The organism is Streptomyces daqingensis, assembly GCF_014645895.1.
In the GTDB taxonomy this organism is placed as follows: Bacteria; Actinomycetota; Actinomycetes; order Streptomycetales; family Streptomycetaceae; genus Streptomyces; species Streptomyces daqingensis.
Genome location: NZ_BMMP01000016.1, coordinates 79,776 through 104,395, shown reverse-complemented (window position 1 = coordinate 104,395; position 24,620 = coordinate 79,776). Strand labels below are relative to the sequence as shown.

The window sequence follows — 24,620 nt, the reverse complement described above, 5'->3', positions numbered from 1 at the left end:
GCGCCGGTATCCGGGTCGGAGCGGCGTGACGCCCCACCCACGGATACCCCGTACGGAGCACCCCCGGAACCTGTGTAAACTTGTCCGCGCTGCGCCCGCACCGATCTCTTCGGTCCGCGGGCAGCACGCCGCCTTAGCTCAGTTGGCCAGAGCGACGCACTCGTAATGCGTAGGTCGGGGGTTCGACTCCCCCAGGCGGCTCCAGAAAAGTAACTGGTCAGAGGCCCCTTCCGGAGACGGGAGGGGCTTTTGGATTTCTGGCGCCGTGGCCCGTGCCGGACGACGGCTACCGCTTCAGGCGGCCGCGGATGGCGAGGAGGGCCAGGGTGAGGAGTGCGGGCTCGGCGAAGCGGGAGGCCATCTCGGTGTAGCGGCCGACGGTGGTGAGGGACTGGCCGCTGGAGCGGAAGATCACGGAGTTGATGACGACGTCGGCTGCCTTCTGCGCGCGGGCCGTGGTGAAGCGGTCGGGGAAGTCGGCGCGCAGCTGCGGGTTCTGCTTGCCGACGACGCCGGCGGCGCGCGGGTAGGGCCGGGCGGGGGTGTCGGGCAGTCCGAAGCCGATCATCAGCAGCACGGTCGCGGTCATCGCGGCCAGCAGCCAGGCGATGGCGCGTGCGGCGCGGAGCCCGTATCCGGACAGGGCCCAGTAGAGGTTCAGCAGTCCGCGTTCGGCGGGGGCGATGGTGGGGTCGGCGCGGCGCATCTCCATCTCGCCGTAGTAGAAGTCGGCGGCGCCGGGCTCGTTGCGGGAGTCCTCGTGGGACTTGCGCAGCGCGCGGTAGAGGGCGGCGAGCGCCGGCGGCTCCACGATGTCGGCGCCGGGCGGAGCCGGCAGCCATCCCGGGTCGGAGCGGGGCCTGCTGTGGCGCCAGTGCTGCTCCTCGGCCAGGAGGAGCCGTTGTGTGTGCCGTACGGGCAGTCCGCGCCGCCAGTGGATGCCTTGCGAATTGGGCAGGGGGAACGGGCAGCGGCCCTCCATCCGCAGCTGATCCAGGTGGACGGTTCCGCTGAAGCGGCATTCGGCCAGGTTCAGGTTGGTCAGCACCAGGTGCGCGGCGTCGACACCGTGCAGGGACTCCCCGCGTACCGGCGCCTGGCGGAGCCCGGATTCATCCAGGGGACAGCCTCGCGTGGTGAGGAACCCGGGGTCGTGGGCGGTGACGCTGACGGGGAACTCCAGCACCGCGTCGCTGAGGTCGATGACCGCGTGCCGCAGCCGCAGCGAGGCTGTCGAGGCCCAGCGGGTGCGGTGGCAGTCGACTCTGCTCGCCGCGATCTCCAAGGTCACCGCGGCGGAGAAGACGGCTTTCGCGAGGCTCAGAGTTCCCCGGCACGCCAGGGGCCCTACCGACGAGGCGCTCTCGAACGCCGCCCTGCCGAAGCCGGCGCCGTCTTGGAACGTCGCGCCGTCGAACCCGGCACGGCCTTTGAACGTCGCGCTGTCGAACCCCGCACCGCCCTTGAACGTTGCGCCGTCGAACCAGGCGTCACCCTTGAACGCCGCGCGGACGAACAGGGCGACGTCCTTGAACGTCGCGCCGTCGAATCCGGCGCAGGCCCTGAACGTCGCCCGACGGAACCCGGTGCGGGCCCCGAACACCGCCTCGTCGAACACGGCGTCGGCCTCGAACGTCGCGCGGACGAACAGGGCGTCGCCGTCGAACGTCGCCCTGTCGAAGCGGGTTTCGCTCTCGAACGTCGTGCCGTCGAACCAGGCTTCGCCTTCGAACGTCGCACCGCGGAACCGGACTTCGCTGCCGAACACCGTGCTGTTGAAGAGAGCGCTGCCCTTGCACGTCGCGCCGTCGAATGAGGCTCGGCTCCCGAACCTCGCCGTGCCGAAGGGGGCTTCGCCTTCGAACGTCGCCCTGCTGAAGCGGACGGCGCCGAATCGCGGACGCTGGTCCGCGGGGTCGCGCACGGCGTCCAGCAGCTGGGCCGACAGGGCCGAGTCGAAGACCGTGCCGCGGTGGTCCATGTTGCTGCCGGGGCGGAGGGACGCCAGATAGGTCTCCCGGTCGCTGCCGTCGAGGTGTGCCAGGCAGGCGCCGTGCAGGACCACTTCGGCGTCACCGCCGTCGGGGCGCGGGCGCGGGACACGGTGGCCTCGGCATCCCACCGGGTCTTCCGTGCCGGCGCCGCGGCCGCAGTGGGGGTAAGGCGGAGGCTCGGCAGGGGGAGTCGCGGTCATGCCATGGCCGACGCGGCGGGCACCGGAACCGGTTGCCGTGGGAGTCCGCCTTCAGGGGGAGGTTCCGCCCCGGGGCCACGTACGCCGCGCGCCTCCGGCCCCGCTCGCTACCCGCGGCTGCCGAGGACTTCCCGGATCACGTACCGGGCGTTCGCGGAGATGACGGGGTTGGTCTGCCGGTAGTACGGGAGCTGGATGACCGCCATGGACAGCGCCCAGCCCCGGCCGCGGTCCCAGGTGGCGTCGTCCACTTCGGCTGCCTCCCGGTATGCGCGCCGTGCCGGGGCGGGCAGCAGGTTCCAAGCCGGGATGAGGTCGGTCGCCGGTTCGCCCATGCCGACGGTGCCGAAGTCGATGACGGCCGAGACGCGGTCGCCGGCGAAAACGAGGTTGCTCGGCATGAGGTCGGAGTGCGTCCAGCAGGGCGTGCCCGTCCACGGTGGTACGGCGAGCGCCTCTGCCCAGGCCGCAGCGATCTCGTCGGCGTCGAAGGGCTCGTCGGTGCGGCGCAGCGCCTCGATGGCGGCCCGCATCTCCCCGTCCTCGCCGATCAGGGGCCGTCCGCGGTGCGCGGGCGGACCGTCCGGCAGGTCGATCTCGCGGAAGGCGAGCGCGAACCGGGCGAGGTCGCGGGCGACGGTTCCGGGCTCGGCCAGCCGGCCCTCCACGGGGTTGCGGCCCTCGATCCACCGGTGCACCGCCCATGTCAGGGGGTATCCCTCGCCAGGGACGCCGACCGCGACGACTTCCGGGATCGGCAGCGGCAGCAGCGGCGCCAGCCGGGGCAGCAGCCGCGCCTCCGTCGCCACGGCTTCCGCGCCGCCGGGCCGCAGCGGCAGCCGTACGGTCAGCTCTCCGCCGAGCCGGTAGATCGCGTTCACTGTGCCGCCGGAGGCGAGCCGGGTGACCGGCAGGCCGGCCCATCGGGGGAACTGGGCGCGGAGCAGCCGTCTGACCAACTCCTCGTCGGTGTCCGCCTCGTCGGCGTGCATCTTGCCCACGTCTCATCCGCCCCCTCGGTCCCGCGAGGATCCTCCTACGGGACGGGGTCACGGCGCATGGTCGTTTCCTGACCTCACCCGGGCCCGTCGAGCGAGAGTTCGAGCGGGCCCATAGACTGCATAAACGGGCAATTCGTCCAACACGGTCATGGAAGAACATGCCTATAGCCTCGTTCACCCTGGACCTCGCGGCGCACGTGACTTCGTGGAGTCCCGCAGCCGCCGCATGGTCCGGCCGGCCGGCCCCCGACGTGCTGGGCCGGCACTGCGGTGCGGTCTTCGCAGGTCCGGCGCGGGACGCCCTGGCCGAGGCCGTGGGCCGCGCGGCGGCGGGTGGGGACTACAGCCGGGTCGTGCCGGTGGTCTCCGGCGACGGTGCCCGGCAGGACGTACTGCTGACCTGCTCGCCGTTGATGCCGGGCGGCCCGGGGGACGACGGCGGGGGGCCTCTGCTGGGAGGCGCCGTCACGGGGCTGCTGTGCGAGCTCGGCGACCCCTCGCAGCACGAGAGACCGTCACAGCACGGCAGCTCGTCGCAGCACGGCAGAGGCCCGCAATCCGACGGCCCGCCGCCGCACCACCTCAGCGGAGCGGCGGTGGAAGCCCCGGCGGCGGAAGCCTCGGACGGTGCGGCACCGGGCGGCCGTGCGTCGTCCGTGGACGCCTTCGTACGGTCCTCCCCGCACGGCATGGGGATTCTCGACACCGACCTGCGCTACGTCATGGTCAACGACGCCCTCGCCGGCTTCAACGGGATCCCGGCGGAGGAGCACGTCGGGCGCAGCGTGGGCGACGTCGTCCGGGCCGCCGACAGGGGCGAGTACGAGAGGCACCTGCGCGGTGTCCTGGAGACGGGGGAGCCGCTCCACAACGTCCTGATCTCGGGGCGCACGGAGGGCCACCGGGACCGCGACCGGGTGTGGTCCGTGACGTTCTTCCGCCTGACCTCGGACGACGGCCGCGTGCTCGGCCTGGGCGGACTGATCGTCGACGTGACCCAGCGGCAGACCGCCCTGCTGGAGGCCTCCGGTGTGCGGCGGCGGCTGGACCTGGTGAACAGGTCGGGCAGCAAGGTCGGCACGACGCTGGACATGGGGCGGACCGCGCGCGAGCTGGTGGAGTTCGTCGTGCCGGACTTCGCCGACGTCGCGACGGTCGAGATGCGTACCGACTACCTCGAAGGCAGCGCGTTCGCCGACTCGGGCAGGCCGGCGGCCACGGTCGTGCTCGCCGGGCGCGGCACGGCGGGCGACGGCTCCGGCCGCCTGCGGGAGGCCGTCTCGGGGAGCCGGCGCGAGCACCCCGCGGGGTCGCCCGCGCACAGGTGCCTGAGCTCCGGACTCTCCTGGCACGAGGGGAAGCTGCGGGCGGAGGACGCCGCCGCCCTCGTCCCGCAGGATGTCCTGCCGGGACCGCCGGAGGAGGCCGCCCCGGACTCCGGGGTGGTGGCGCCTCTGGTGGCCCGCGGCCGGTGCCTCGGGCTCGTCACGCTCGGCCGGTTCGCGGACCGCGACGCCCTGGACGAGGACGACCGAAGCGTCGCCGAGGAGCTCGCGGCGCGGACCGCGCTCAGCCTGGACAACGCCCGCCTGTACGACGACGAGCGCCGCACAGCCGTCGCGCTGCAGCGCAACATGCTGCCGGGCGAGAAGGACATCCCCGTCCGGCAGGGCCTGGAGATCGGATACCACTACTGGTCCACGAGCCGCTCCGCGAACGTCGGAGGTGACTTCTTCGACGTCATACCGCTGTCCGGCCACCGCGTCGCGCTCGTCGTCGGCGACGTGATGGGGCACGACATCCACGCCGCGGCCGGCATGGGCCGGCTGCGCACAGCGATGCACACCCTGGCCAGGCTCGATCTGGAGCCCGTCGAGCTGCTGACGCGGCTGGACGGCATCGTGGAGAGCAGCCCCGCGATGCAGCACGCCACCTGCGTGTACGCCGTGTACAACACCGTGACCCGGGAGTGCGGCATCGCGAGCGCCGGACACCCGCCGCCGATCCTGCGGCACCGGGACAGCACCTCCCGCCTCATCCCCGTCGAACCCGGGGTGCCGCTCGGCATCGGGCTCGTGGCCCCGGACTACCCCGTCACCGAACTGGCGCTGCCCGAGGGCGGCACGCTGGTGCTCTACACCGACGGGCTGGTCGAGCAGCGCGGGGACATCGGCGACGGCATCGCCGCCCTGGCATCGGTGCTGGCCGCGCCGGGCCCGTCCGTCTTCTCGGTGCAGCAGTGGTGTGACGACGTGGTGGTCCGCATGGCTCCCCGCTCCGCTGGCGACGACCTGGCGATCCTCATGGCGCGGGCGACGCCCACGCCCCGGAACAGGAGCGTCCGCTGGAACCTCCCGCCGGAGCCCGCCATGGCCTCCAAGGCCCGGGAGCTCATCGACCGGACGCTGGACGACTGGGGCCTGGACGCCCTGCGCGGCGTCACCGGGCTGCTGGCGAACGAACTGGTCACGAACGCGTTCCGGCACGGAAGGGGCGACGTCGGGATTCAGCTCGCCAGGGGGGACAGCCTCGTGGTGGAGGTCTCGGACTCGGACGAGCGCCTGCCGCACCGTGCCGAGGCGACCCCGGACGGCCAGTGGGGGAGGGGGCTGAAACTGGTCGACGAGCTCGCCGCGAAGTGGGGCGCGCGTTCCGTGACGTCGGGCAAGGTCGTGTGGTTCGAGCTGCCGCTCGCCCGCTGAGTGCCGGCGCCTCCTGCCGTGGGCTGCCGCAGCCGCGCCCGGCGGGAGGAAGCCGGGGTGCCCCGGGACGGAGGCCCCTTCCGGATGCGCGGTGCCCGGATACGCGGATACGCGGGTACGCGGGCGCGCCGATGCGGAAGGGGCCTGAGCCGCGGGTCACGCCTGGAGCCACCAGGGGCTCGAGTACGCGACGCCCCAGTCGTTGCAGGGGTGGCCGGACGGGCCCGGGGAGGGGTTGGCCTGGGACGGGTCGGATATGCGCAGGACGACCCAGTCGCCGTCGGCCGCGTCGAGGGGAACGGTGAACTCGGTCACCTTGTTGGACTGCGTCTCGATGACGTCCGCGACGGCCGGCGCGTCCGAACCGGGGCGCAGCACCTGGATGTTGAGGGGCTTGCCCTCCCACTCGGGGCCGCGGTCGAGGTCGACGGTGAAGCGGACGTCGCCCGAGGACTTCCCGAGAGTGCCGCCCATCCGGACCCCGCCGGCGACCGCGTCCAGCCGCAGACCCGAGACCCGCGTCGCGAAGAAGCGCCGGGCCCGCATCGCCTCGAAGACGCCCGCGCGAGTGTTCTCGGTGACCCACAGCCCGCTGCGGCCCTTGCCCTCGGGGAAGCCCCAGTCGGTGCCGTGTTCGTCGGTGACGCCTGTCAGACCGGTGCGCCAGCCGGCGTTGAGACAGGCGACGAGGGGGGAGCGGCCGGTGTCGGACCAGCCGTCGAAGAGGTAGTCGTCGCCGCGGTTGAACATCTCCAGGCCGACCATCTTCTCCAGCACGCCGGCGGAGAAGCTGAAGCTGTCGAACATCTGGGGCTCGCGGCCCGGGTGGTTGAAGCTGGCCACGGCGTCCCGGTCCTTCAGCCAGCTGTAGAGCGAGTCCGGGCCGCCGGCCCCGCCGAGGTCCACCCAGTCGTCGGTGAACCAGATGTTGGCGTGCCCCTGCAGCGGGTGCGTCCACTCGAACCCGCGGATGGCGGTGTACGCCCCGGGGTCGTCGGCGGCGTCGGCGAGCTGGCCCGTGCGGTCCCATTCCTCGTCGGTGATGCCCTCGATGCCCAGCAGCGTGGCGTGGTCGGTGAGGGCGGCGACGTCCAGGCCCGCGTCGCGCAGCGAGGCGAAGGCGAGTTCGGGGTCGCCGTCGCCGTCGGACATGGCGGTGTGGTTGTGCATGTCGGCGTGGACGAGCGTGGTGCCCTGTGTGAGTCGTGAGCTGCGGGCGGCGCCCATGCGTTTGACCGGCACGTCGGACGATCTGGCGGTCCGGGTGCTGGCCGCACTCGCGGTGCCGGGTGCGGAGGAGAGGACGAGGAGGCCGCTCGCGCCGGCGAGCAGCGCGCGTCTGCTGGGCGTCCGGTGGCGGTGGTCGTGGTGGTGGTCGTGGTCCTCGTGATGGTGGCCGTGCCCGTGTGTCGTCATGCGGGGTATTCCAGCGCAGAGTTCTCTACTCGTCAGTACCCCGCGCACGACGGGAAAACGAACTCCCCTCCCAGCAGGGGCGATACGGGCCGTGTGCGCGAACTGCCTTGGCCGCGTGGGGAGTTCATTGCGTGAGATTCGCCGCGGCGTACGGTCCGGGCCGGGGTCCCGGGGGCGCTCCGGCCGCCGGCCCGCGAGGGCTGAGGCCGGTTCCGGGAGGGGAACCGGCCTCAGCCGTCGGGTCGTTGCGGCGGCGCGGGCAGCCGCCCGCTCAGTCGGACTCGGAGGTCTTCGGCGCCTCGGGTGCCTTCGCCGCTTCCCGTGGTTCCGCATCCCCCGTCGCTCCCGCAGCCCCCGGAGCGGCTTCGGGTGCCTTCGCCGGCGGCGGCACCGTCGAGGGCGCCCCGGCGGGGGCCGGCGGACGCCCGCCGCCCGCGCCGGCGGGCACGGAAGCGGGCCGCCAGGCGCCGCGCTCGCGGCGCGGCACGCGCCCGCGCACCAGACGCCAGCCCACCAGCAGCAGTGCCAGCGCGGCCAGGAACGGCAGCGTCGCCCCGATCACGACCGCGATCCAGCGCATCGTCGTGACGAACGCCTGCCAGCCGCCGTCGAGCGCGTCCGTGAAGCCCGTCTCGTCGTCCTTCTTCTCCTTCTTCTTCACCTCGGTCTCGGAGAGCACGAGGGTGATCGTGGCCAGCGCCGTACGGTCCTTCAGCGACGCCTGCTGCGCCTGGAGCGACTCCAGCGCCGACTGGCGGGTGCTCAGCTCGCTCTCCAGGGAGACCACGTCGGAGAGTTCGGTGGCGTCGTCCATCAGTTTCCGCACGCGCTCGACGCTCGACTTCTGCGAGGCGATGCGGCTCTTGACGTCCACCATCCGGTCGGTGACGTCGTCGGCCGTCACCTTGCGTTCGATGAGCTTGCCGCTGTCCGCGAGCTCGTCCAGGACCTCCGAGTACTCCTCCTGCGGCACCCGGAGCACCAGGTGCGACCGCTCGTGGCCCTTGCTGTCGCGGTCGGTCGTCTCGTCGCCGACGTAGCCGCCGGCGCTCTCCACCGCGGTCCGCGTGTCGTCGAGCGCGGAGGTCACGTCCTTGACGCGCACCGTGAGCCTGGCCTTGCGTACGACCTGGTCCGGTGTGATCTTCGGTGGCTTCTGGTCGGCAGTGCCGCTCTGCTCGCCCGGCTTGCTGTCGGACTGTCCCGGTTCGCCGTCGGTCGTGGAGTCCGGGGCCTGGTCGGCCGAGTCGCCGACGCCCGCCTCGCCGTTTCCGGGTGCGTGGTTCGCGCGCTGATCGCCCGCCGGGCTCGCGGATTCGCTGCCGGAGCCGCTGCAGCCGGTGACGGCCAGGGCCATGGCGAGCATCCCCGCCGCGAGCACCGCGAGCGGCCGGCGTGCGTTCCGGCCGAGGCGGCGTCCGACGGCTCCGGCCGCCGGTGCTGGATGGTGGTGCATGAGACGTCCCCCTGAGGTGGTGCGGCTTGTCGCTATCGCCGGTTGGACGGAACGGGATGGCGAGCGGGTTGCCGATCGGCTGTCGCGATGCCGTCACGGTCGGGGCTCGATACGGGACCGTTCGGCGGCGGAGTGCAACCGTCGGGCGCAGCGCGTCTCAACGGGACGCCACAGCAGGGGGATCGGAGGCCCGTCACTCCACGATCTGCAGGGGCAGCGGCAGACCGTTCTCCCACCCCGGAGGCGTGAGGTCCGCCCGGAAGGGGTTGCGGATTCCGGCCTCGATGTAGCGGACCCGCCTGCTCCACTCCCCGAGGTCCGGCGTGGTCATCAGGACGTCGTGGTACGGCTCCTCCCCGGGGACCGCCGCGCCGTCGGGCGCAGGCGGCGGACTCGCGGGGCGTTCCGCCCACAGCCGGACCCACGACGCCCTGCTTCCGGCCGGGTCGTGTTCGCGGCGCCACGTGTCCGGATCGGTCAGCCTGACGAGCGCCAGGGGGAGCCAGAAAGCGGCCTCTTGCCGGGCCTGCCGGTCACCGGAGACGGCCATGTAGAGGAAGGAGCGCAGCGTGTCCGGGCCCCTGCGGAAGGTGCGGTCGACCTGCTCGACGCGGACGGAGCCGACCTGGGGGAGCTTGGTGGCGCTCAGCGCGTAGGCCCTCTGGTCGTACACGAAGCCCTGCCGCACGCCTCTGTAGTGCGGCTCGCTGTACAGGGTGACCACGACGGAGCGCCGCCGGTGGTGTCTGTAGAGCATCGCGCCGCCCGCCGCCGCACCCGCGGCCACGATGCCCGTCCGAAGAAGGGGCGGTCTCCGTTTCCCCATGGCTTCCCTCTCTCGTTTCCGCGGTGAACGGCTTCGCAACGCCTCCACCCGGCCGGGAGGCTCTTCCAGCGGTGCGGCGGCGGCAACCGGATGTGCGGGCAAGGGATCTCGGCCCCGGCCCCGGCCCGTCCCGGTGCCGCGCGTGCAGTCCGGTGGGCGGGCCCGTGTGCCCCTACTCCTCCTGGTCCACGGCGAGTTCCTCCCAGGCGATCTCGCGCAGGCCCGCGGGGGCGTCGTCCTCCGCCGGGAGGTCCGTGGTGTGCTGGAACCAGACCACGGTGAGCGTGGAGGACCACCACCCCGAGTCGTGTGCCGGGTCGATCTCCCACGATTCGAAGAGTCCCGTACAGAGGACGCGGGGCATCACCTCCACCGGCCCGAACGCACCCGCGCTCTCGCCCGGGTACTCGAGGGCGGGCGGGACCAGGTGCACCGGCCGGCTCGGACAGTCCTCCCTGGCCCTGTTCACGGTGCGCTCGACGATGAACTCGTTGACCCGCTTCGACGGGGAGCCGGCCAGCAGCCCGGCGTAGGTGGAGGACATCCGCAGCTCGACCAGACGGATGGAACGCCCCGACGCGAGGCGCACATTGGTGAGTGGCATGCCGCTCCTCTGCCCTGGGGCCCGAACCGCTACGCGTACGCGTGACGACGTGCGCGGCACGCATACGACCGCCCATGAGGCGTCACCAGGGCGGGCGAGCACGCACCCCTGCCCCGCGAGCGCGCGACGTCTACCGCTGCCGGAGGTGGTCGCGCAGCCGCCGGGCCACCTGGGCCATCAGGGCGTCGGCGCCGGGCTGTTCGACGGCGGCCACCTGCGACTCGGTGAGGACGGCGATCGCGTAGCGCTGCCCGTCCGCGTGCTCGACGACGCCGATCTCGTGGCGGAGGTTCAGCAGCGTGCCGGTCTTCGACGACCAGGTGGTGGCGTCGGAGCTGAAGTCCGGGGCGAGCCGGTGCCGGAGCACGTTGCAGGACATGAGCGTGCGCACGCGTGCCGCCACGTCGGGATGGATCTCCGACGGGGTCCACAGCGCCTGGAGGAGGCCGGCGAAGGCGCGGGCGCTGCCGGTGTTCGCGCGGGTGGTGTCCAGCTGCGGCACCCGGTGTCCCCGGCCGCTGGTGCCGGCGCCGACGGCGAGGGCGTGGGCGAGGTGGGCCTGGTCGGCGTCGAGCCGTTCGACAGGGGTGTCGGACAGCTCGCCCATGGTGTGCCGCACAGTGATGCCCCCGAGGCCCGACTCCCGCAGTATCGCGGTGACCTGGGCGGGCGGGGTGAGGCCGAAGAGCGCGTCGGCGGCGGCACCGTCGCTGACGCACGTGCTCAGGTAGAGCAGATCGTCGAGCGCGACACGGGCCGGGTGGCGGAAGCGGCTGATCCCGGTGGGCCCGGGAGTGGTGATGCGGCCGGGACGCACGTCCAGCATCGTCGCTCCGTCGAGTTCGCCGCGCCGGATGCGCTCCGCCGTCGCGAGCGCCAGCGGGACCTTGACGAGGGACGCTGCTGGGAGGACGGCGTCCGGCTCGATTCCCAGCTCGTCGCCGGTGTGGAGTTCGCGCACGAGCAGGCACGCGTGCAGACCGCCGTCGCGCAGCCGGCTCCGCGCCTCGCTGAGCAGGGCCTCGGTGTTCATCGCGTGGTTCCTCCGGTGGCGCGCTCCGGCACGTCCGCACCGAGGCAGCGCACGAGTGCGTCGTCCAGCCGTGCTTCCAGCTGCTGCGGGCCGTCCTGCGGGGCAGTGGCCAGAGCGTAACCGCGGCGCAGGGAGACCTCGCCCAATGGCCGCCAGTCCAGGCCGAGTTCGCGGGCCTGGGCGGGGGAGCACAGCAACAGGTCGTCGGAGCCGAGGACTTCGGCAGCGGCGGTCGTCAGATCACGCGCGGCCGCGAGCTGCGAGGGGCGCAGGCCGAGGGCGTCGCGCAGCCTGGTCAGGGGGTCGCGGACGTGCGGCACGTCGTCCTCCGGCTGGAGCCAGGCACGGCGGGCCGGGCCGGGGGAGAGCCGCGAGGGACGCAGCGTCTCCAAGTACACGCGGCGTACGCCCTGTTCCCGCGCGCCCGCGAGTCCGAGCGGCACGCACCACGTCGCCTCGTCCGGCGGCACGGCGAGCAGCGCCGCGCGCACCTGCTGCGAGTGGAGAAGTTCCAGGCGCCGCGCCGGACCCGCGGCGCGCAGGTCGAGCGTGAGGCCCTGCTTTCGCGCGTCGGCCATGAGGCGGGCGAGGGCGGCGGCGGAGCAGACGTCCGGCACCGCGACGGGCCGCGGCCTCTGCTTGACGGCGTCCGCCTCGTGCAGCAACAGGTCCGCTGCCCGGACGAGTTGGCGTGCGGCCGGCAGCAGGTCCCTCCCGAAGGGGGTGAGCACGGCGCGGCGCGACGTCCTCTCGAACAGCCGCTCGCCGAAGCGCTCCTCCAGGGCGGCGACGCGACGGCTGGCCACCGGCTGCGACATCCGGGCCGCGGCGGCCCCCACGGTGAAGCTTCCGTGCTCGCCGACACTGACGAACGCCCGGCTCGCTGCGACCAGATCCACGGGCACGAGCCTATGTCGAATCGTCATGGAACGGCATCCGGGCGTATTGGACCGCATAGCTTCCCGGAGGTGAGGGTGTTCTTCCCACCCACGACGGAGGTTTCCGGTCATGTCGAACAAGCCGCTCTTTCCCGCCGAACCGCCCCTGTCGGCCCGGCGCGGGCCCGGCACGCGCCGCGCCGCCGTCGCCGCGCTCGCCGTGCTCTCCCTCGTGCCGATCGCCGCCTGCGGGGGCAGCGGCGGCGACGCGGCTCCTTCCACGTCGCCGTCGGCGGAGGTGGCGGGACGAGGGGCGGACGGAAAGCAGGCCGCTCGTGAACTGCGGAAGCTCGAGCGGAAGTTCGGGGCGCGACTCGGGGTCTACGCGGTCGACACGGGCAGCGGCGAGGAGGTGGCGTACAACGACCGCGAGCGCTTCGCGTACGCCTCGACGTTCAAGGCGCTGGCCGCCGGTGCCGTTCTGCGGAAGTACGCCCCGGACCGCATGGACCGCGTCGTCGAGTACTCGCGCGACGACCTGGTCGAGTACTCCCCCGTCACCGAGAAGCACGTCGGGACCGGGATGAGCCTGCGTGCGCTGTGCGACGCCGCCGTCCGCCACAGCGACAACACGGCGGCCAACCTGCTCTTCGACGCGCTCGGCGGGCCGGAGGGCCTCGACGCCGCACTCGCGAAGCTCGGCGACGACGTGACGCGGATGGAGCGCCGCGAACCGGAACTGAGCCGGTGGAAACCCGGCTCCACGCGGGACACCAGCACGCCGCGGGCGATCGCCGGAGACCTGCGCGCCTACGTGCTGGGTGACGCCCTGGGCAAGCCGGAGCGCTCCCAGCTCGCGGAGTGGCTGCGGCGCAACACCACGGGGGACGGCCTCATCAGGGCGGGAGTGCCCGGAGGGTGGAAGGTCGGCGACAAGACGGGGACGGGCAGCGGCTACGGCGTCCGCAACGACATCGCCGTCGTGTGGCCTCCGGATGCCGCCCCCGTCGTCATGGCGATCATGTCGAACCGCCGGGAGAGGGACGCTGAGCCCAGGGACGAGCTGATCGCGGAAGCGGCGTCCGAGGTCGTCCGCTCGCTGTCGTAGCGGCACTGGGGCGGGGATGCCCGTCCGGCCGGGCAGGCCTGGCCCTCTTCACCCGAACGGATACGGTCACCTGTGCGAGTCGGGGGGTCCGGCGCACCGTGTCATCTATGCGGCACCGTAAGCCAAAGCCCCGATGGCGCTCACGACTCGTGGTCGTGGGCCTTCTTCCGGTGGCCTTCCTGGTGACCTGGGACGACCCGGTGCGGGAGGCCACGTCCTCGCCCCGCCGCGACGGCCCTCGACGGGCCGGTCCGCCCCCCGGCGCGCCCCGCCCGGAGGTGGTGCCCCGCAGCGGCTGGAACGCGGACGAGGAGATGGTGCGCGAACGCGCCTCGGCGCTGCACGGCGTCCGCAGCGTCTTCATCCACCACACGAACCAGCCGAACGACTACGACTGCTCCGACGTGCCGCGCCTGCTGCGGACGCTGGAGAAGGACCACATACAGCGCGGCTGGGACGACCTGGGCTACAACTTCATCGTCGACCGCTGCGGCAAGATCTACGAAGGCCGCGCAGGGGGGCTGGCCCGCTCCGTCGAGGGCGCGCACACCAAGGGCTTCAACGCCCACACCATCGGAATCGCGGCCGTCGGCACGTTCCGCGAGGGGCAGGCGGTACCCGAGCCGATGCTCGACTCGATAGCCGCGGTCGCCGCCTGGAAGCTCGAGCGGGGCTCGGACCCGGCGGGACGCACGACCCTCACCTCGTCGAGCGACGCGAGCCGCTTCGACAAGGGCAGGAAGGCCAGGCTCGACGTCATATCCGGCCACGTGGACGCCTACACCACCGACTGCCCCGGCCCCGCCCTGTACGGCAAGCTGGGGGAGATCCGGAAGAAGACGCAGAAGCTGCGCGAGCGGGCCGGCGACCGGCAGCCCCGGCCCTCGAAGACCGAGGCGCACGGCGCCGGCCGGAGCGGGAGCCGGGACCGGTGAGGCCCCGGCCAGCGGTCAGCGCTCCAGGAACTCCAGCAGGTCGTTGTTGAACGTGTCGTGGTGGCTGCCGTACAGGCCGTGCGGCCAGCCCGGGTAGACCTTGAGGGTCGGGTCCTTGACGAGCTCGGCGGTCTTGGGGGAGGCGGCCTGGAAGGGGACGATCTGGTCCTCGTCGCCCTGCGCGATGAGGAAGGGGACGTCGATCCTCGTCAGGTCGTCGGTGAAGTCCGTCTCGGAGAAGGCCTTCACGCAGTCGTACGCCGCCTTCAGGCCCACCGTCATGCTCATCAGCCAGAAGGCGTCACGCGTGCCCTCGGAGACGTCCGAACCGGGGCGGTCGGCGCCGTAGAAGGGCCCGGTGAGGTCCTGGAAGTACTGCGACCGGTCCGTGCGCACGCCCTCGCGGATCTCGTCGAAGACGTCGACGGGGAGCCCCTCGGGGTTGCGGTCGGTCTTGAGCATCAGCGGCGGTACGGCGCTGAGCAGCACGGCCTGCGAGACCCGTGCCGTTCCGTGCCGCCCCAGGTAGCGGGTCACCTCCCCGCCTCCCGTCGAGTGGCCGACGAGCGTGGCGTTGCTGAGGTTGAGGGTGTCGATCAGATGGGAGAGGTCGTCGGCGTAGGTGTCCATGTCGTGGCCGCTCCACACGTCGGACGAACGGCCGTGGCCGCGCCGGTCGTGCGCGATGACGCGGTAGCCGTGGGAGGCGACGAAGAACATCTGCGGGTCCCAGACGTCCGCCGTCAACGGCCAGCCGTGGCTGAAGACGACGGGACGGCCCGATCCCCAGTCCTTGTAGTAGATCTCGCATCCGTCGCTGGTGGTGATGGTGCCCATGGCGGTCTCCTCTCGCCGCTCGGCGTCACTTCCACCGTGCCGCGAGGGCCCCGCCCTGCCACCGGTCACGTGGTCGCGCCGGAGCGGCCGGACGGCCCGGACCATCCGGTCCAGCGGCGTGCCCCGCACCGGGGCCGGCCGGCCCAACCGCCGGGAACACCCCCGGTCACGGACGCGTGGGCAGCGCGGCGCGGGGAACCTGTGGACCGTTCAACATCACGGAGGAGCAGGAAAGAGGGGTCATGAGCGACCGGCACACGGACCACGCGAACGGCGACGGCAGCGAGACGGACGACGTCGTGGAACTGATCCTCAGGGACCACCGCACCATGGAGGACCTCTTCCGGGACATGCGGAACGTGGAGGCCGACCGCGCCGCGGCCACACGCCGTCTCGCGGACCTGCTGATCGCCCACGCGGAGGCCGAGGAGGCGGAGGTCTACCCCGCGCTGCGCCGCTACAGGAACGTCGACGACGAGGACGTGGAGCACAGCGTCGAGGAGCACACCGAGGGCAACGAGGCGCTGCTCGCGCTGCTGGAGGCGGGGGAGCCCGGCGGCGACGAGTGGGACGAGAAGCTGGAGGACCTCGTGCAGGCGGTCAACCACCATCTGGACGAGGAGGAGCGCTCCCTGATCAACGACGCGCGCGAGAACGTCGGATCGGAGCGGCGGGCGGAGCTGGGGCGCGCGTTCGCGCGGGCCCGCAGGGACCTGCTGGCCACCGCGCCGGGGCGGCTGGAGAACGTGCGCCGCGTGGTGGCGGAGTCCTCGGACTGAGGCACGCGGCACGACGCGCGCGCAAGCGGTCAGGGACGGCCGGCCCGGGCGACCGGACCGGCCGTCCCTGACCGCTTGCGCGCTGCGTGTCCCGCGCGGTCCGCTGAGCCCGTCCCCACGTCGCCTCCGGTGGACCCGTGTACTTCCATCGGGCGATACGCGCAATGGCCGGGCGGACGGCGGGAGTTCGCGCGCCCCCTCCCCGCGGCCGGGCGGACGCCGGCACGGCAATGCGTTCGAACTCGGCGCCGTGAGCGGCGGACCGGGGCGGCGGGCCGTGCCGCAGGGCAGTGAGCTCCGCGCGTAGGCCGCGGCAACTCAGCCGAGTTCACGCCGAGTTGGGTACGTACCGCCCCTGCCGGAATTCCCACGGCGGCAGACCGTCCGGCCGACACGGGTACCGCGCGGAACAGGCACCTACGAGTGAAAGCCCGGGAAGTGACGGCCCGACGGCCGTCCGCGGAGCCGTACTTGTGTACCCGGAGGGAATTCCGCGAAACGCGCGGGCAACCGCCACGGCACCCCGTTTCCCGGGCCCGGCGCCACTAGATTGAGCACCTCGAAGAGACGGATTGCATGATTTGGACTGTGAATTCAGTACATATTGACTGAGAGGACGCGGGGGTCGCATGGAGCCTCGGGAGCTGTGGGAACGGCACACGGTGTTGGCGAGAGCCTTCTGCCAGAGCGACGAAGAGGTACGGGCAGCACAGACCACACTCGACGACGCGCAGACGAGCCGGGTCCGTTCACTCGCAGCGTTCGCGGTCGTCGTGGGGAACGACAAGGCCGTCGCCGAGATGCTCGGCCTGCACGAGCGTGAAGTGCGCATCGCCCGCCGCACGGTGGGCCGCGACGACGCCCGGACCCTCGCCGACGAACTGCTCATGCCGTCCCATCTGCAGCAGCCCCCCGGTGCGCCGGACGACGCGGCACGCACGCAGGAGACACCGCAGGTCCGTACCGGCCACGGCGTCCCCGGCCACACCGCCGCGCACGCGCAGCAGCACCAGCCGGTCCAGGACGCGGTTCCCGCACACGACCCCTCGCAGCTGTACGGGCACGTCCCCGCCCAGCAGCAGGTGCAGGCCGCCGCCCAGCACGCACAGCACCAGCAGCAGTACCAGCAGGCGCAGCACCACCACGGAGTCCAGGACCAGTACCACCACGCCGTCCAGGAGCAGTACCAGCAGCACGAGCACATGCAGATGTACGACCAGTCGCAGATGCCGGACCACCTCGGCTGGTCCCCCGTACAGGACGCGGTGCTCGTCGACGGATGGCAGTCCGGCGTCGACCTGGAGATCCTCGCGCTCGAACTCGGCACGGACCTGCGCCGGCTGACGGCCCGTGCGCAGTATCTCTCCACGCAGGGACGGCTGTTCGTGCAGGCGGAGGAGACCAGCGGGCGGCAGGGCGGCAAGCACCGCAGGGAGTCGGCCCCGTACTATGCGAGCGCCCCCTCCTCCCAGGCGAGCGTCCCGGGCGACATGCTGCTGCCCGACGGCCTGGTCCCGGACGGCCAGGGCGGCTACTGGGCGAACTGGAACGAGATGCTCCCCGCTCCGCAGGGCTGAGCGGGCCGCCCGGGGCAGCAGCCGCGGGTGCAGCCCCGGGCCGTACGCACGCCGGCGGCGGGGGCACGTCCCGGGGCCGGCGAGCGTTGGTACCGTGTACGCCCCGACCGCCGCCCCTAGGACATGTCCTAGCGGTGAGCCCCTGATGAGGAGCCTGTGACGTGACCGCCCTCGCGCTGGGACCCAGTTGGCTCGATCCGGATTACCTGATCCAGACCTTCGGTCTGATCGGCATCCTCGTGATCGTCTTCGCGGAGTCCGGCCTGCTGATCGGCTTCTTCCTGCCCGGTGACTCGCTGCTGTTCACCGCCGGACTCCTGGTCGCCACCGACCAGTACCTGGACTACCCGCTGTGGCTGGTCTGCACGCTCGTGGTGATCTCCGCGATCGTCGGCGACCAGGTCGGCTACATGTTCGGCCGCAAGGTGGGGCCCGCCCTCTTCCGCCGCCCCGACTCCCGCCTCTTCAAGCAGGAGAACGTGGAGAAGGCGCACGAGTTCTTCGAGAAGCACGGCCCCAAGTCGCTGGTGCTGGCGCGCTTCGTACCGATCGTGAGGACGTTCACGCCGATCATCGCGGGCGTGAGCCGGATGCGGTACCGCTCCTTCCTGATCTTCAACGTCGTCGGCGGTGTGCTGTGGGGCGCGGGCGTCACCCTGCTCGGTGCGGGTCTGGGCCAGATCGCCTTCGTGCGGGACAACATCGAGGCGATGCTCGTGGCCATCGTCCTGCTGTCCGTGATGCCGATCGTCATCGAGTACCTCCGGGCCCGCAAGAAGAAGAACGCCGAGAGGGCCGCGGCCGGGCCGGGCGCGCAGCATGCGGCGCCCCCGGCGGCGGACCGGACGGTTCCGGCCGCGGGCGGCCCGGAGGAGTCCGGCGACGGCCGCGGCCGGCACGCACGCCGCTGAGGCTCCGGGAACAGACTGCGCCCCGCCCGTCCGGTTCTGCCGGACAGGCGGGGCGCAGGGCTGTGCGGGGAGGAACGGACCGCTCGTGCGGTCGCTCCTCAGACCTTGCTCTCCTCCTTCTCGCCCCCGCTCTCCCCTGATCCGCCGGGGTCCGCCGGGCCGCCCGCGCCCCGGTCGCCGCCCGGACCGGCCGGCCGTCCGCGACCGGCGAGCCGCCGCAGGTACGGCCACGCCAGCAGCACCGCGATGACGGCGTACACGGTCACCGCGAAGGGGGTGTCGACCAGCCCGGTCACGCTACCGTCGCTGATCTGCAGCGCCCGCCGGAGCTGCTGCTCGGCGGCCGGGCCGAGGATGACGCCGATGATCGCGGGCAGCACCGGCAGCCCGAAGCGCCGCATCATCAGGCCGATCAGCCCGATGACCAGCAGGATCACCATGTCGATCGCCTCGCCGCCGACGGCGTAGGCGCCGACGGCCGCGAAGAAGAGGATCCCCGCGTAGAGGTACGGGCGGGGGATGCGCAGCAGCTTCGCCCACACCGGCGCCAGCGGCAGGTTGAGGACGAGCAGCAGCACCATCCCGACGAAGAGCGAGGCGATGAGCCCCCACACCAGGTCCGGCTCGCGCTCGAAGAGCAGCGGCCCGGGCTGGATGCCGTACTGCTGGAAGGCGGCCAGCATGACCGCCGCCACCGCCGTGGTGGGCAGCCCCAGCGTCAGCAGGGAGACGAGGGTCCCGGCGGCGGAGGCCGAGGACGCCGACTCCGGTCCGGCGACGCCTTCGATGGCACCCTTCCCGAACTCGTTCTTGTGCTTGGAGAGGCGCTTCTCCGTGACGTACGACAGGAAGGTCGGGATCTCCGCGCCGCCGGCCGGGATCGCCCCGAAGGGGAAGCCGATGGCGGGGCCGCGCAGCCACGGCTTCCACGTGCGGCGCAGGTCGCCGCGCTCCAGCCACGGACGTCCCACCGGCATCGACTCGCCCGAGGTGTGGCGCAGCCGCGCCGCGACCCACAGCGCCTCGCCGATGGCGAAGAGCCCGACGGCGACGATGACGACGTCGATGCCGTCCGAAAGCTGCAGGCTGCCGAAGGTGAGCCGCTGCTGGCCCGTCATCTGGTCGAGGCCGACGAGGCCGAGGGTGAGACCGATCAGCAGCGCCGCGAACCCGCGGATACGCGAGCTGCCGAGGACCGAGGTGACGGCGATGAAGGCCAGCACCATGATCGCGAAGTAGTCCGGCGCGCCGATGTCGACGGCGAGCGAGGCGACCGTCGGCGCGAGCGCGACGAGCAGGATCGTGCCGATCATGCCGCCCGCGAAGTGGCCGATGGCCGCGGCCGCGAGCGCCTGCGAGCCCCGTCCGGACTTGGCCATCGGGTTGCCCTCGATGGCGGCGACCACGGCGGCGCTCTCACCTGGGGTGTTGAGCAGGATCGAGGTCGTGGACCCGCCGAACATCCCGCCGTAGTAGATGCCGGCGAACATGATGAACGCCCCGATGGGGTCGAGCCCGTACGTCACCGGGAGCAGCAGCGCGACGGCCATGGCGGGGCCGATGCCGGGCAGCACGCCGATCGCCGTGCCGAGCAGGACGCCGACGGCCGCCCACAGCAGGTTGAGCGGGGTCAGAGCCGTGCCGAACCCGTCGAGAAGTGAGGAGAGGGATTCCATCTGTCAGAGCACCCCCATCAGCGGGCCGCCGGGCAGTGGAACGCCCAGCAGGGTGTTGAAGGCCGCGAAGGTGGCCAGGGACAGGACGGCCGCGATGAGGGGGTCGCGCGTCAGGTTGCGGCTGCCGAGGGCGTACGCGGAGCCCCAGAACAGCAGCGCACCCGTGATCGGGAAGCCGAGCGGGTCGATGAGGGCCGCCGTGGCCAGGAATATCCCGGCGAGCAGGGCGACGGTCCGCCAGTCGCTGGGCTCGTCCAGGTCGACGTCCTCGCCGGCCTCGGCCTCGCCGCGGCCCCCGCGCAGCACGTCGACGGCGAGGACGACGGCCACGACCAGCAGCGCGATGCCGACGGCCAGGGGAACGGTGCGCGGGCCGACCGGGCCGCGCTGGTTCGCGACGGTCTCCATGGTCAGCGTGTCGGAGAGTACGAGCACGCCGACGGCCAGGAGCAGGAGGCTGACGCCGAGTTCGGAGCGGCCCCGCAGACGGTCCCGCCAGCCGCCCCGCGCGGGGCGGGAGTCCGTTGTGCCCGGGCCGTCGTGCGCGGGGGCGGGCGCTTCCGCGCGGCCGGGGGGCGTCGGTGCTGAGGAGGGCGTCGTCATCCTTCACCCACCTCCTTCAGGACGGACTGGACGCGCTTGTCCTGGGCTTCCAGGAAGCGGCCGTACTTCTCGCCCGTCATATAAGCGTCGTCCCAGCCGTTCCGCTTGAGCGACTTCTTCCACTGCGGAGAGTCGTGCAGCCCGTCGAAGAAGCGGACGAGCTTGGCGCGTTCGGCCTCCGAGAGGCCGGGCGGCGCCATGATGCCGCGCCAGTTGGTGAACTCCACGTTCACGCCCGCCTCCTTGAGGGTCGGGGCGTCGAAGCCCTCGATGCGCTTCTTGCCGGTGACGGCGAGCAGCCGCAGCTCACCGGACTCGATCTGGTCCCGGTACTCGCTGATGCCGGAGACGCCGAACGCGACCTTGCCGCCGAGCACCGAGGCGAGCAGTTCGCCTCCGCCGTCGAAGGGCACGTAGTTGACGGACTTCGCGGAGATCCCCGCGTCCCTGGCCATGAGCATCGGCGCGAGGTGGTCCGGCCCGCCGGCGGAGGAGCCGCCCCCGACGGGCAGCTTGCCGGGCTTCTTCTTCCAGTCGGCGAGAAGCTGCTCGAAGGACTTGTACTTCGAGTCCTTGGAGACGACGACGATGTTCGGCTCCTCGACGGTCCGGGCTATGGGAGTCGCGTCGGCGAGCGTCGAGGGGGAGTCGTTGGTGCGTACGGCCCCGACCACGCCGAGGCCCATCGACATCGCCAGCTTGCCGTTGCCGCGCTCGTTGACGAGCCTGCTGAGGCCGACCGTCCCGCCCGCGCCGGGCAGGTTGTACACCTCGACGTTGTGGTTGAGCCCGGCGTCCTCGGCGTCCTTGGCGGCCGTACGCGCGGTGATGTCGTAACCGCCTCCCGGGGTGTTGGGCACCATGAACTGCAGCCCGGGGATGTTCGTCCCCGTCTCGGCACCGCTGCCCGTGGTGATCAGCGGGGGGCCGATCAGCACGAGCAGCGCCGCCCCGACGAGGGACATGAGGGTGCGCTTGCGCACGCGGGGCACCGCCTTCCGTGTGTGAGGTCCTGGAGGGGACGGCCCACATGCTGCACGCGGTGCGCGTTTCTTTCGCCCCCTGTGCGCGAAAGAACTTAATGATCCTTGTGTTCGTTGTGTTCACAGCCGCCGCCCCGGGCCGTCCGGCGCCGGTTCCCCGGCCGGCACCCGCCCGGTCCGGCACCCGTACACCGCGCAGAACACGCGTGCGGAGCGGCCTCTACGCTTCCTCCATGCTTCGTCTGCGAGTGATCACTCCCGCCTCCTGCACGGAGGACGTCGTCTCCCTCCTGCGCACGACTGTCGGCACCGCCCACCTCGTCGTCCTCGCCGGGGCCGCCCGCGACCCCGAGGGGGATCTGGTGATGTGCGACGTCGCCCGCGAGGCGGCGGACGGGCTGATCGCCGGACTGAAGGGGAAGGGCCTGGACTCCACGGGCGCGATAACCGTCGACGACATCTCCCTCTCCCTGTCCGAACGGGCCGAGCAGGCGGAGGTGGACGCCCCGGGGGAGGGCGTCGACGCCGTGCTGTGGGAGTCGCTGACGGACGCGACGCACGAGGAGTCCCGGCTGTCGGTGACGTACCTCGCCTTCCTGATCCTCGCCACGATGCTCGCCGCGTGCGGTGTGGTGCTGGACAGCGCGATCCTGATCGTCGGCGCCATGGCCGTCGGCCCGGAGTTCGGGCCGCTGGCCGGGGTGTGCACCGCGCTGGTCAGGCGCGCGCCGCGGCTGCTGTGGCGTCCGCTGACGGCGCTGGCGGTCGGCTTCCCCGTGGCGATGCTCGTGACCGGCGCCTTCACCCTCCTCATGGACGCCGCCGGGCTCTTCTCCGAGCGGCAGTACGAACGGCCGCACCCCGTAAGCGACTTCGTGTGGCACCCCGACCTGATGTCGTTCGTGGTGGCCGTGCTGGCGGGCGTCGCCGGGATCCTGTCGCTGACCTCAGCCAAATCGGGTGCGCTGGTGGGCGTCGCCATCTCCGTGACGACTGTGCCGGCGGCGGCGAACGCCGCCCTCGCGCTCAGCTACGGGAAGATCCCGGAGGCGGTCCACTCCATGGAGCAGCTCGCCCTCAACCTGGCCGGCATCCTTCTCGCCGGGACGCTGACGCTGCTCGCGCAGAAGGCTTTCTGGGCGTGGCAGCGCAGCCGGATCTGCGAGCAGCGGCAGCCGGCCTGACCTGAGCACCCGGCGCGCGGCCCCCGTGCATGGACGCGCCCCGCCACCGCATGGAGCGGTGGCGGGGCGCGTGATCCGCGAGGACGCGGGGACGGGGCGGGGTCAGTCCTTCCGGGGGACCGCGTCCGCCTTGTCGTCGGAGCCGTCGGAGCCGTCGGAACCGTCGGAGCCCGGACCGTAGTCGCCGTGGCCGGGACCGGCGTCAGGCGGCAGGCTGTCGCCCTCGCTCGGGCCGATGCGGATCTCGAAGTCGCCGCCGTACTTCTCGTGACCGGCGATGACCGCCGTCTCGACGGCTTCGTCGCCGCGCTCGCCGACGATGATGACCCGGTCACGCCGCAGGTCGCGGGTGAGCGCGATGCACATGCCGACCATCACGATCGTGAACGGCACCGCCACCAGGATGGTGAGGTTCTTCAGACCGTTGAGCGCGGTGGCTCCGCCACCGCCGACCAGCAGCATGATCGCCGCGACGGCACCGGTGAGGACACCCCAGACGATGACGACGTTCCGGCTGGGCTCCAGCGTGCCCTTCTGCGAGAGCGTCCCCATGACGATGGACGCGGCGTCGGCGCCGGAGACGAAGAAGATGCCGACGAGGATCATCACGAGAAGGCTGGTGACGCTCGCGATCGGGTACTCCCGCAGCACCGCGAAGAGCTGGCCCTCCGCCGTCGACTCGTCCGTGATCTTCGCTCCGCCGCGCTCGAGGCTGATGGCGGTGCCGCCGAAGATCGCGAACCAGATGAGGCTCACGACGCTCGGAACCAGGATGACGCCGCCGACGAACTGGCGGATGGTGCGACCCCGGCTGATCCGGGCGATGAACATGCCCACGAAGGGCGTCCAGGAGATCCACCACGCCCAGTAGAAGACCGTCCAGCCGGCCAGCCAGTCCGCGACGCCCTTGCCCGCCGTGTCGTCCGTACGGGCGGCCATCTGCGGCAGCTCACCGATGAACGAGCCGATCGACGTCGGCAGCAGGTTCAGCATCAGGATCGTCGGGCCGACGATGAGGACGAAGAAGGCCAGCAGGCCCGCCAGCACCATGTTGATGTTGGACAGCCACTGGATGCCCTTCTCGATGCCCGAGACGGCGGACGCCACGAACGCCAAGGTGAGGACGGCGATGATCGTCACCAGGACCGGGGTGCCGACGCTGGAGGACCAGTCGACCTCCTTGACACCGCTGCCGATCTGCAGCGCGCCCAGGCCCAGGGAGGCCGCCGACCCGAAGAGCGTCGCGAAGATCGCCAGGATGTCGATCACGCGTCCGAACGCGCCGTTGGCGTTCTTCTCTCCGATGAGCGGGGTGAAGACGGCACTGATCGTCTGCCGCCGGCCGCGGCGGAAGCAGCTGTAGGCGATGGCCAGGCCGACGACCGCGTAGATGGCCCACGGGTACAGAGTCCAGTGGAAGAGCGTCGTGGCCATCGCGGTTTCCAGGCGCTCGGGCGCCGGCGCTCCCGCGCCCCCCGTCCCGGGCGGCGGCGTCGCGAAGTGCGTGAGCGGCTCGTTCACGCCGTAGAACATCAGGCCGATGCCCATGCCCGCGCTGAACATCATCGCGACCCATGAGATCGTCCGGAACTCCGGCTGCTCACCCTCCTTGCCAAGGGTGATCTTCCCGTAGCGGCTGAAGGCCAGCCAGAGCGAGAAGACCACGAATCCCGATGCGGCGAGCACGAATGCCCAACCACCGTTGTGCATCGTGCTGTTGAGCATCGTCGTCGAGACACTCTCGAGCGAGTCTGTGGCGACGGCCCCCCACACGATGAAAGCGAGCGTCAGCAGAGCTGTGACGCCGAACACCACTCTGTCGGTCTGGGGCACCGATGGCACCTTCAGACGGACAGGGGGGCCGGTCGGCGGCTCCTCTGTCGCGTTCCGTTCCACCCGTTTATCCGGCACGCTGTG

The 24,620-nt window shown here is 72.1% G+C and carries 20 protein-coding genes and 1 tRNA gene; 8 read left to right on the top strand and 13 right to left on the bottom strand.

Going from position 1 to position 24,620, the window contains the following annotated elements:
- The first annotated feature begins 127 nt into the window (after positions 1-127).
- Positions 128-204, top strand: a tRNA-Thr gene (locus tag IEY56_RS22480).
- Between the two features lie 82 nt (positions 205-286).
- Here IEY56_RS22480 and IEY56_RS22475 read toward each other — a convergent pair.
- Together IEY56_RS22475 and IEY56_RS22470 are read right to left on the bottom strand one after the other, a co-directional pair.
- Positions 287-2,122 carry a pentapeptide repeat-containing protein gene (locus IEY56_RS22475; RefSeq protein ID WP_229712117.1) on the bottom strand — a complete coding sequence of 612 codons (1,836 nt, stop codon included), beginning with the start codon at positions 2,120-2,122 and terminating at the stop codon, positions 287-289.
- Between the two features lie 179 nt (positions 2,123-2,301).
- Positions 2,302-3,186: an aminoglycoside phosphotransferase family protein gene (locus IEY56_RS22470; protein WP_189039159.1), complete on the bottom strand. Its 885-nt coding sequence runs from the start codon at positions 3,184-3,186 to the stop codon at positions 2,302-2,304.
- A gap of 167 nt (positions 3,187-3,353) precedes the next feature.
- On the opposite strand from IEY56_RS22470, the gene IEY56_RS22465 reads away from it, so the two are divergent.
- Positions 3,354-5,897, top strand: a complete 2,544-nt coding sequence (locus tag IEY56_RS22465) for a SpoIIE family protein phosphatase (RefSeq protein ID WP_189039102.1) — start codon at positions 3,354-3,356, stop codon at positions 5,895-5,897.
- 156 nt (positions 5,898-6,053) lie between these two features.
- Here the strand turns inward: IEY56_RS22465 and IEY56_RS22460 are convergent, their stop codons facing one another.
- The 6 genes from IEY56_RS22460 to IEY56_RS22435 all read right to left on the bottom strand — a co-directional run bounded on the left by IEY56_RS22460 (position 6,054) and on the right by IEY56_RS22435 (position 12,158).
- On the bottom strand, positions 6,054-7,313 hold the full coding sequence (locus IEY56_RS22460; RefSeq protein ID WP_189039101.1) for a CehA/McbA family metallohydrolase: 1,260 nt from the start codon (positions 7,311-7,313) through the stop codon (positions 6,054-6,056).
- Positions 7,314-7,584: 271 nt separating this feature from the next.
- A complete protein-coding gene (locus IEY56_RS22455; RefSeq protein ID WP_229712116.1) occupies positions 7,585-8,769 on the bottom strand; it encodes a DUF4349 domain-containing protein in 1,185 nt (394 codons plus the stop codon).
- 193 nt (positions 8,770-8,962) lie between these two features.
- Positions 8,963-9,595 (bottom strand): hypothetical protein, encoded by a 633-nt coding sequence (locus tag IEY56_RS22450; RefSeq protein WP_189039100.1) that lies wholly within the window; start codon positions 9,593-9,595, stop codon positions 8,963-8,965.
- Positions 9,596-9,767: 172 nt separating this feature from the next.
- A complete protein-coding gene (locus tag IEY56_RS22445) occupies positions 9,768-10,199 on the bottom strand; it encodes a hypothetical protein (RefSeq protein WP_189039099.1) in 432 nt (143 codons plus the stop codon).
- 130 nt (positions 10,200-10,329) lie between these two features.
- On the bottom strand, positions 10,330-11,232 hold the full coding sequence (locus IEY56_RS22440) for a serine hydrolase (RefSeq protein WP_189039098.1): 903 nt from the start codon (positions 11,230-11,232) through the stop codon (positions 10,330-10,332).
- The gene (locus tag IEY56_RS22435; RefSeq protein ID WP_229712115.1) at positions 11,229-12,158 is read right to left on the bottom strand and encodes a LysR family transcriptional regulator; all 930 of its coding nucleotides are present in this window, start codon (positions 12,156-12,158) and stop codon (positions 11,229-11,231) included. The genes IEY56_RS22440 and IEY56_RS22435 overlap by 4 nt, the downstream gene beginning before the upstream one ends.
- Positions 12,159-12,240: 82 nt before the next feature.
- On the opposite strand from IEY56_RS22435, the gene bla reads away from it, so the two are divergent.
- Together bla and IEY56_RS22425 are read left to right on the top strand one after the other, a co-directional pair.
- Entirely contained in the window at positions 12,241-13,218 is a 978-nt protein-coding gene (gene bla / locus IEY56_RS22430; RefSeq protein WP_189039096.1) for a class A beta-lactamase, read from the top strand.
- A gap of 107 nt (positions 13,219-13,325) precedes the next feature.
- Complete coding sequence (locus tag IEY56_RS22425) at positions 13,326-14,153, top strand: peptidoglycan recognition protein family protein (protein ID WP_189039095.1); 828 nt, start codon at positions 13,326-13,328, stop codon at positions 14,151-14,153.
- A gap of 15 nt (positions 14,154-14,168) precedes the next feature.
- On the opposite strand, the gene IEY56_RS22420 is transcribed toward IEY56_RS22425, so the two are convergent.
- Positions 14,169-14,990 carry an alpha/beta fold hydrolase gene (locus IEY56_RS22420; protein ID WP_189039094.1) on the bottom strand — a complete coding sequence of 274 codons (822 nt, stop codon included), beginning with the start codon at positions 14,988-14,990 and terminating at the stop codon, positions 14,169-14,171.
- Between the two features lie 242 nt (positions 14,991-15,232).
- On the opposite strand from IEY56_RS22420, the gene IEY56_RS22415 reads away from it, so the two are divergent.
- From IEY56_RS22415 to IEY56_RS22405, 3 genes are all read left to right on the top strand, one after another.
- The gene (locus IEY56_RS22415) at positions 15,233-15,769 is read left to right on the top strand and encodes a hemerythrin domain-containing protein (protein WP_189039093.1); all 537 of its coding nucleotides are present in this window, start codon (positions 15,233-15,235) and stop codon (positions 15,767-15,769) included.
- A 629-nt stretch (positions 15,770-16,398) separates the two neighbouring features.
- Positions 16,399-17,346 carry a hypothetical protein gene (locus IEY56_RS22410; RefSeq protein ID WP_189039092.1) on the top strand — a complete coding sequence of 316 codons (948 nt, stop codon included), beginning with the start codon at positions 16,399-16,401 and terminating at the stop codon, positions 17,344-17,346.
- Positions 17,347-17,507: 161 nt separating this feature from the next.
- Positions 17,508-18,257, top strand: coding sequence for a DedA family protein (locus IEY56_RS22405; protein WP_189039091.1), 750 nt, complete (start codon positions 17,508-17,510; stop codon positions 18,255-18,257).
- A gap of 98 nt (positions 18,258-18,355) precedes the next feature.
- On the opposite strand, the gene IEY56_RS22400 is transcribed toward IEY56_RS22405, so the two are convergent.
- Genes IEY56_RS22400 through IEY56_RS22390 form a run of 3 tightly spaced genes read right to left on the bottom strand, consistent with a single transcriptional unit; the run spans position 18,356 to position 21,519 of the window.
- Positions 18,356-19,933 (bottom strand): tripartite tricarboxylate transporter permease, encoded by a 1,578-nt coding sequence (locus IEY56_RS22400; RefSeq protein ID WP_229712113.1) that lies wholly within the window; start codon positions 19,931-19,933, stop codon positions 18,356-18,358.
- Positions 19,934-19,936: 3 nt separating this feature from the next.
- The gene (locus IEY56_RS22395; RefSeq protein ID WP_189039090.1) at positions 19,937-20,536 is read right to left on the bottom strand and encodes a tripartite tricarboxylate transporter TctB family protein; all 600 of its coding nucleotides are present in this window, start codon (positions 20,534-20,536) and stop codon (positions 19,937-19,939) included.
- Positions 20,533-21,519 (bottom strand): Bug family tripartite tricarboxylate transporter substrate binding protein, encoded by a 987-nt coding sequence (locus tag IEY56_RS22390; RefSeq protein WP_189039089.1) that lies wholly within the window; start codon positions 21,517-21,519, stop codon positions 20,533-20,535. The genes IEY56_RS22395 and IEY56_RS22390 overlap by 4 nt, the downstream gene beginning before the upstream one ends.
- Before the next feature lie 233 nt (positions 21,520-21,752).
- Here IEY56_RS22390 and IEY56_RS22385 point away from each other — a divergent pair, with 233 nt between their 5' ends.
- Entirely contained in the window at positions 21,753-22,703 is a 951-nt protein-coding gene (locus tag IEY56_RS22385; protein ID WP_189039088.1) for a DUF389 domain-containing protein, read from the top strand.
- A 102-nt stretch (positions 22,704-22,805) separates the two neighbouring features.
- Here IEY56_RS22385 and IEY56_RS22380 read toward each other — a convergent pair whose 3' ends face one another.
- Positions 22,806-24,545 (bottom strand): BCCT family transporter, encoded by a 1,740-nt coding sequence (locus tag IEY56_RS22380; protein WP_373292157.1) that lies wholly within the window; start codon positions 24,543-24,545, stop codon positions 22,806-22,808.
- Positions 24,546-24,620 lie beyond the last annotated feature (75 nt).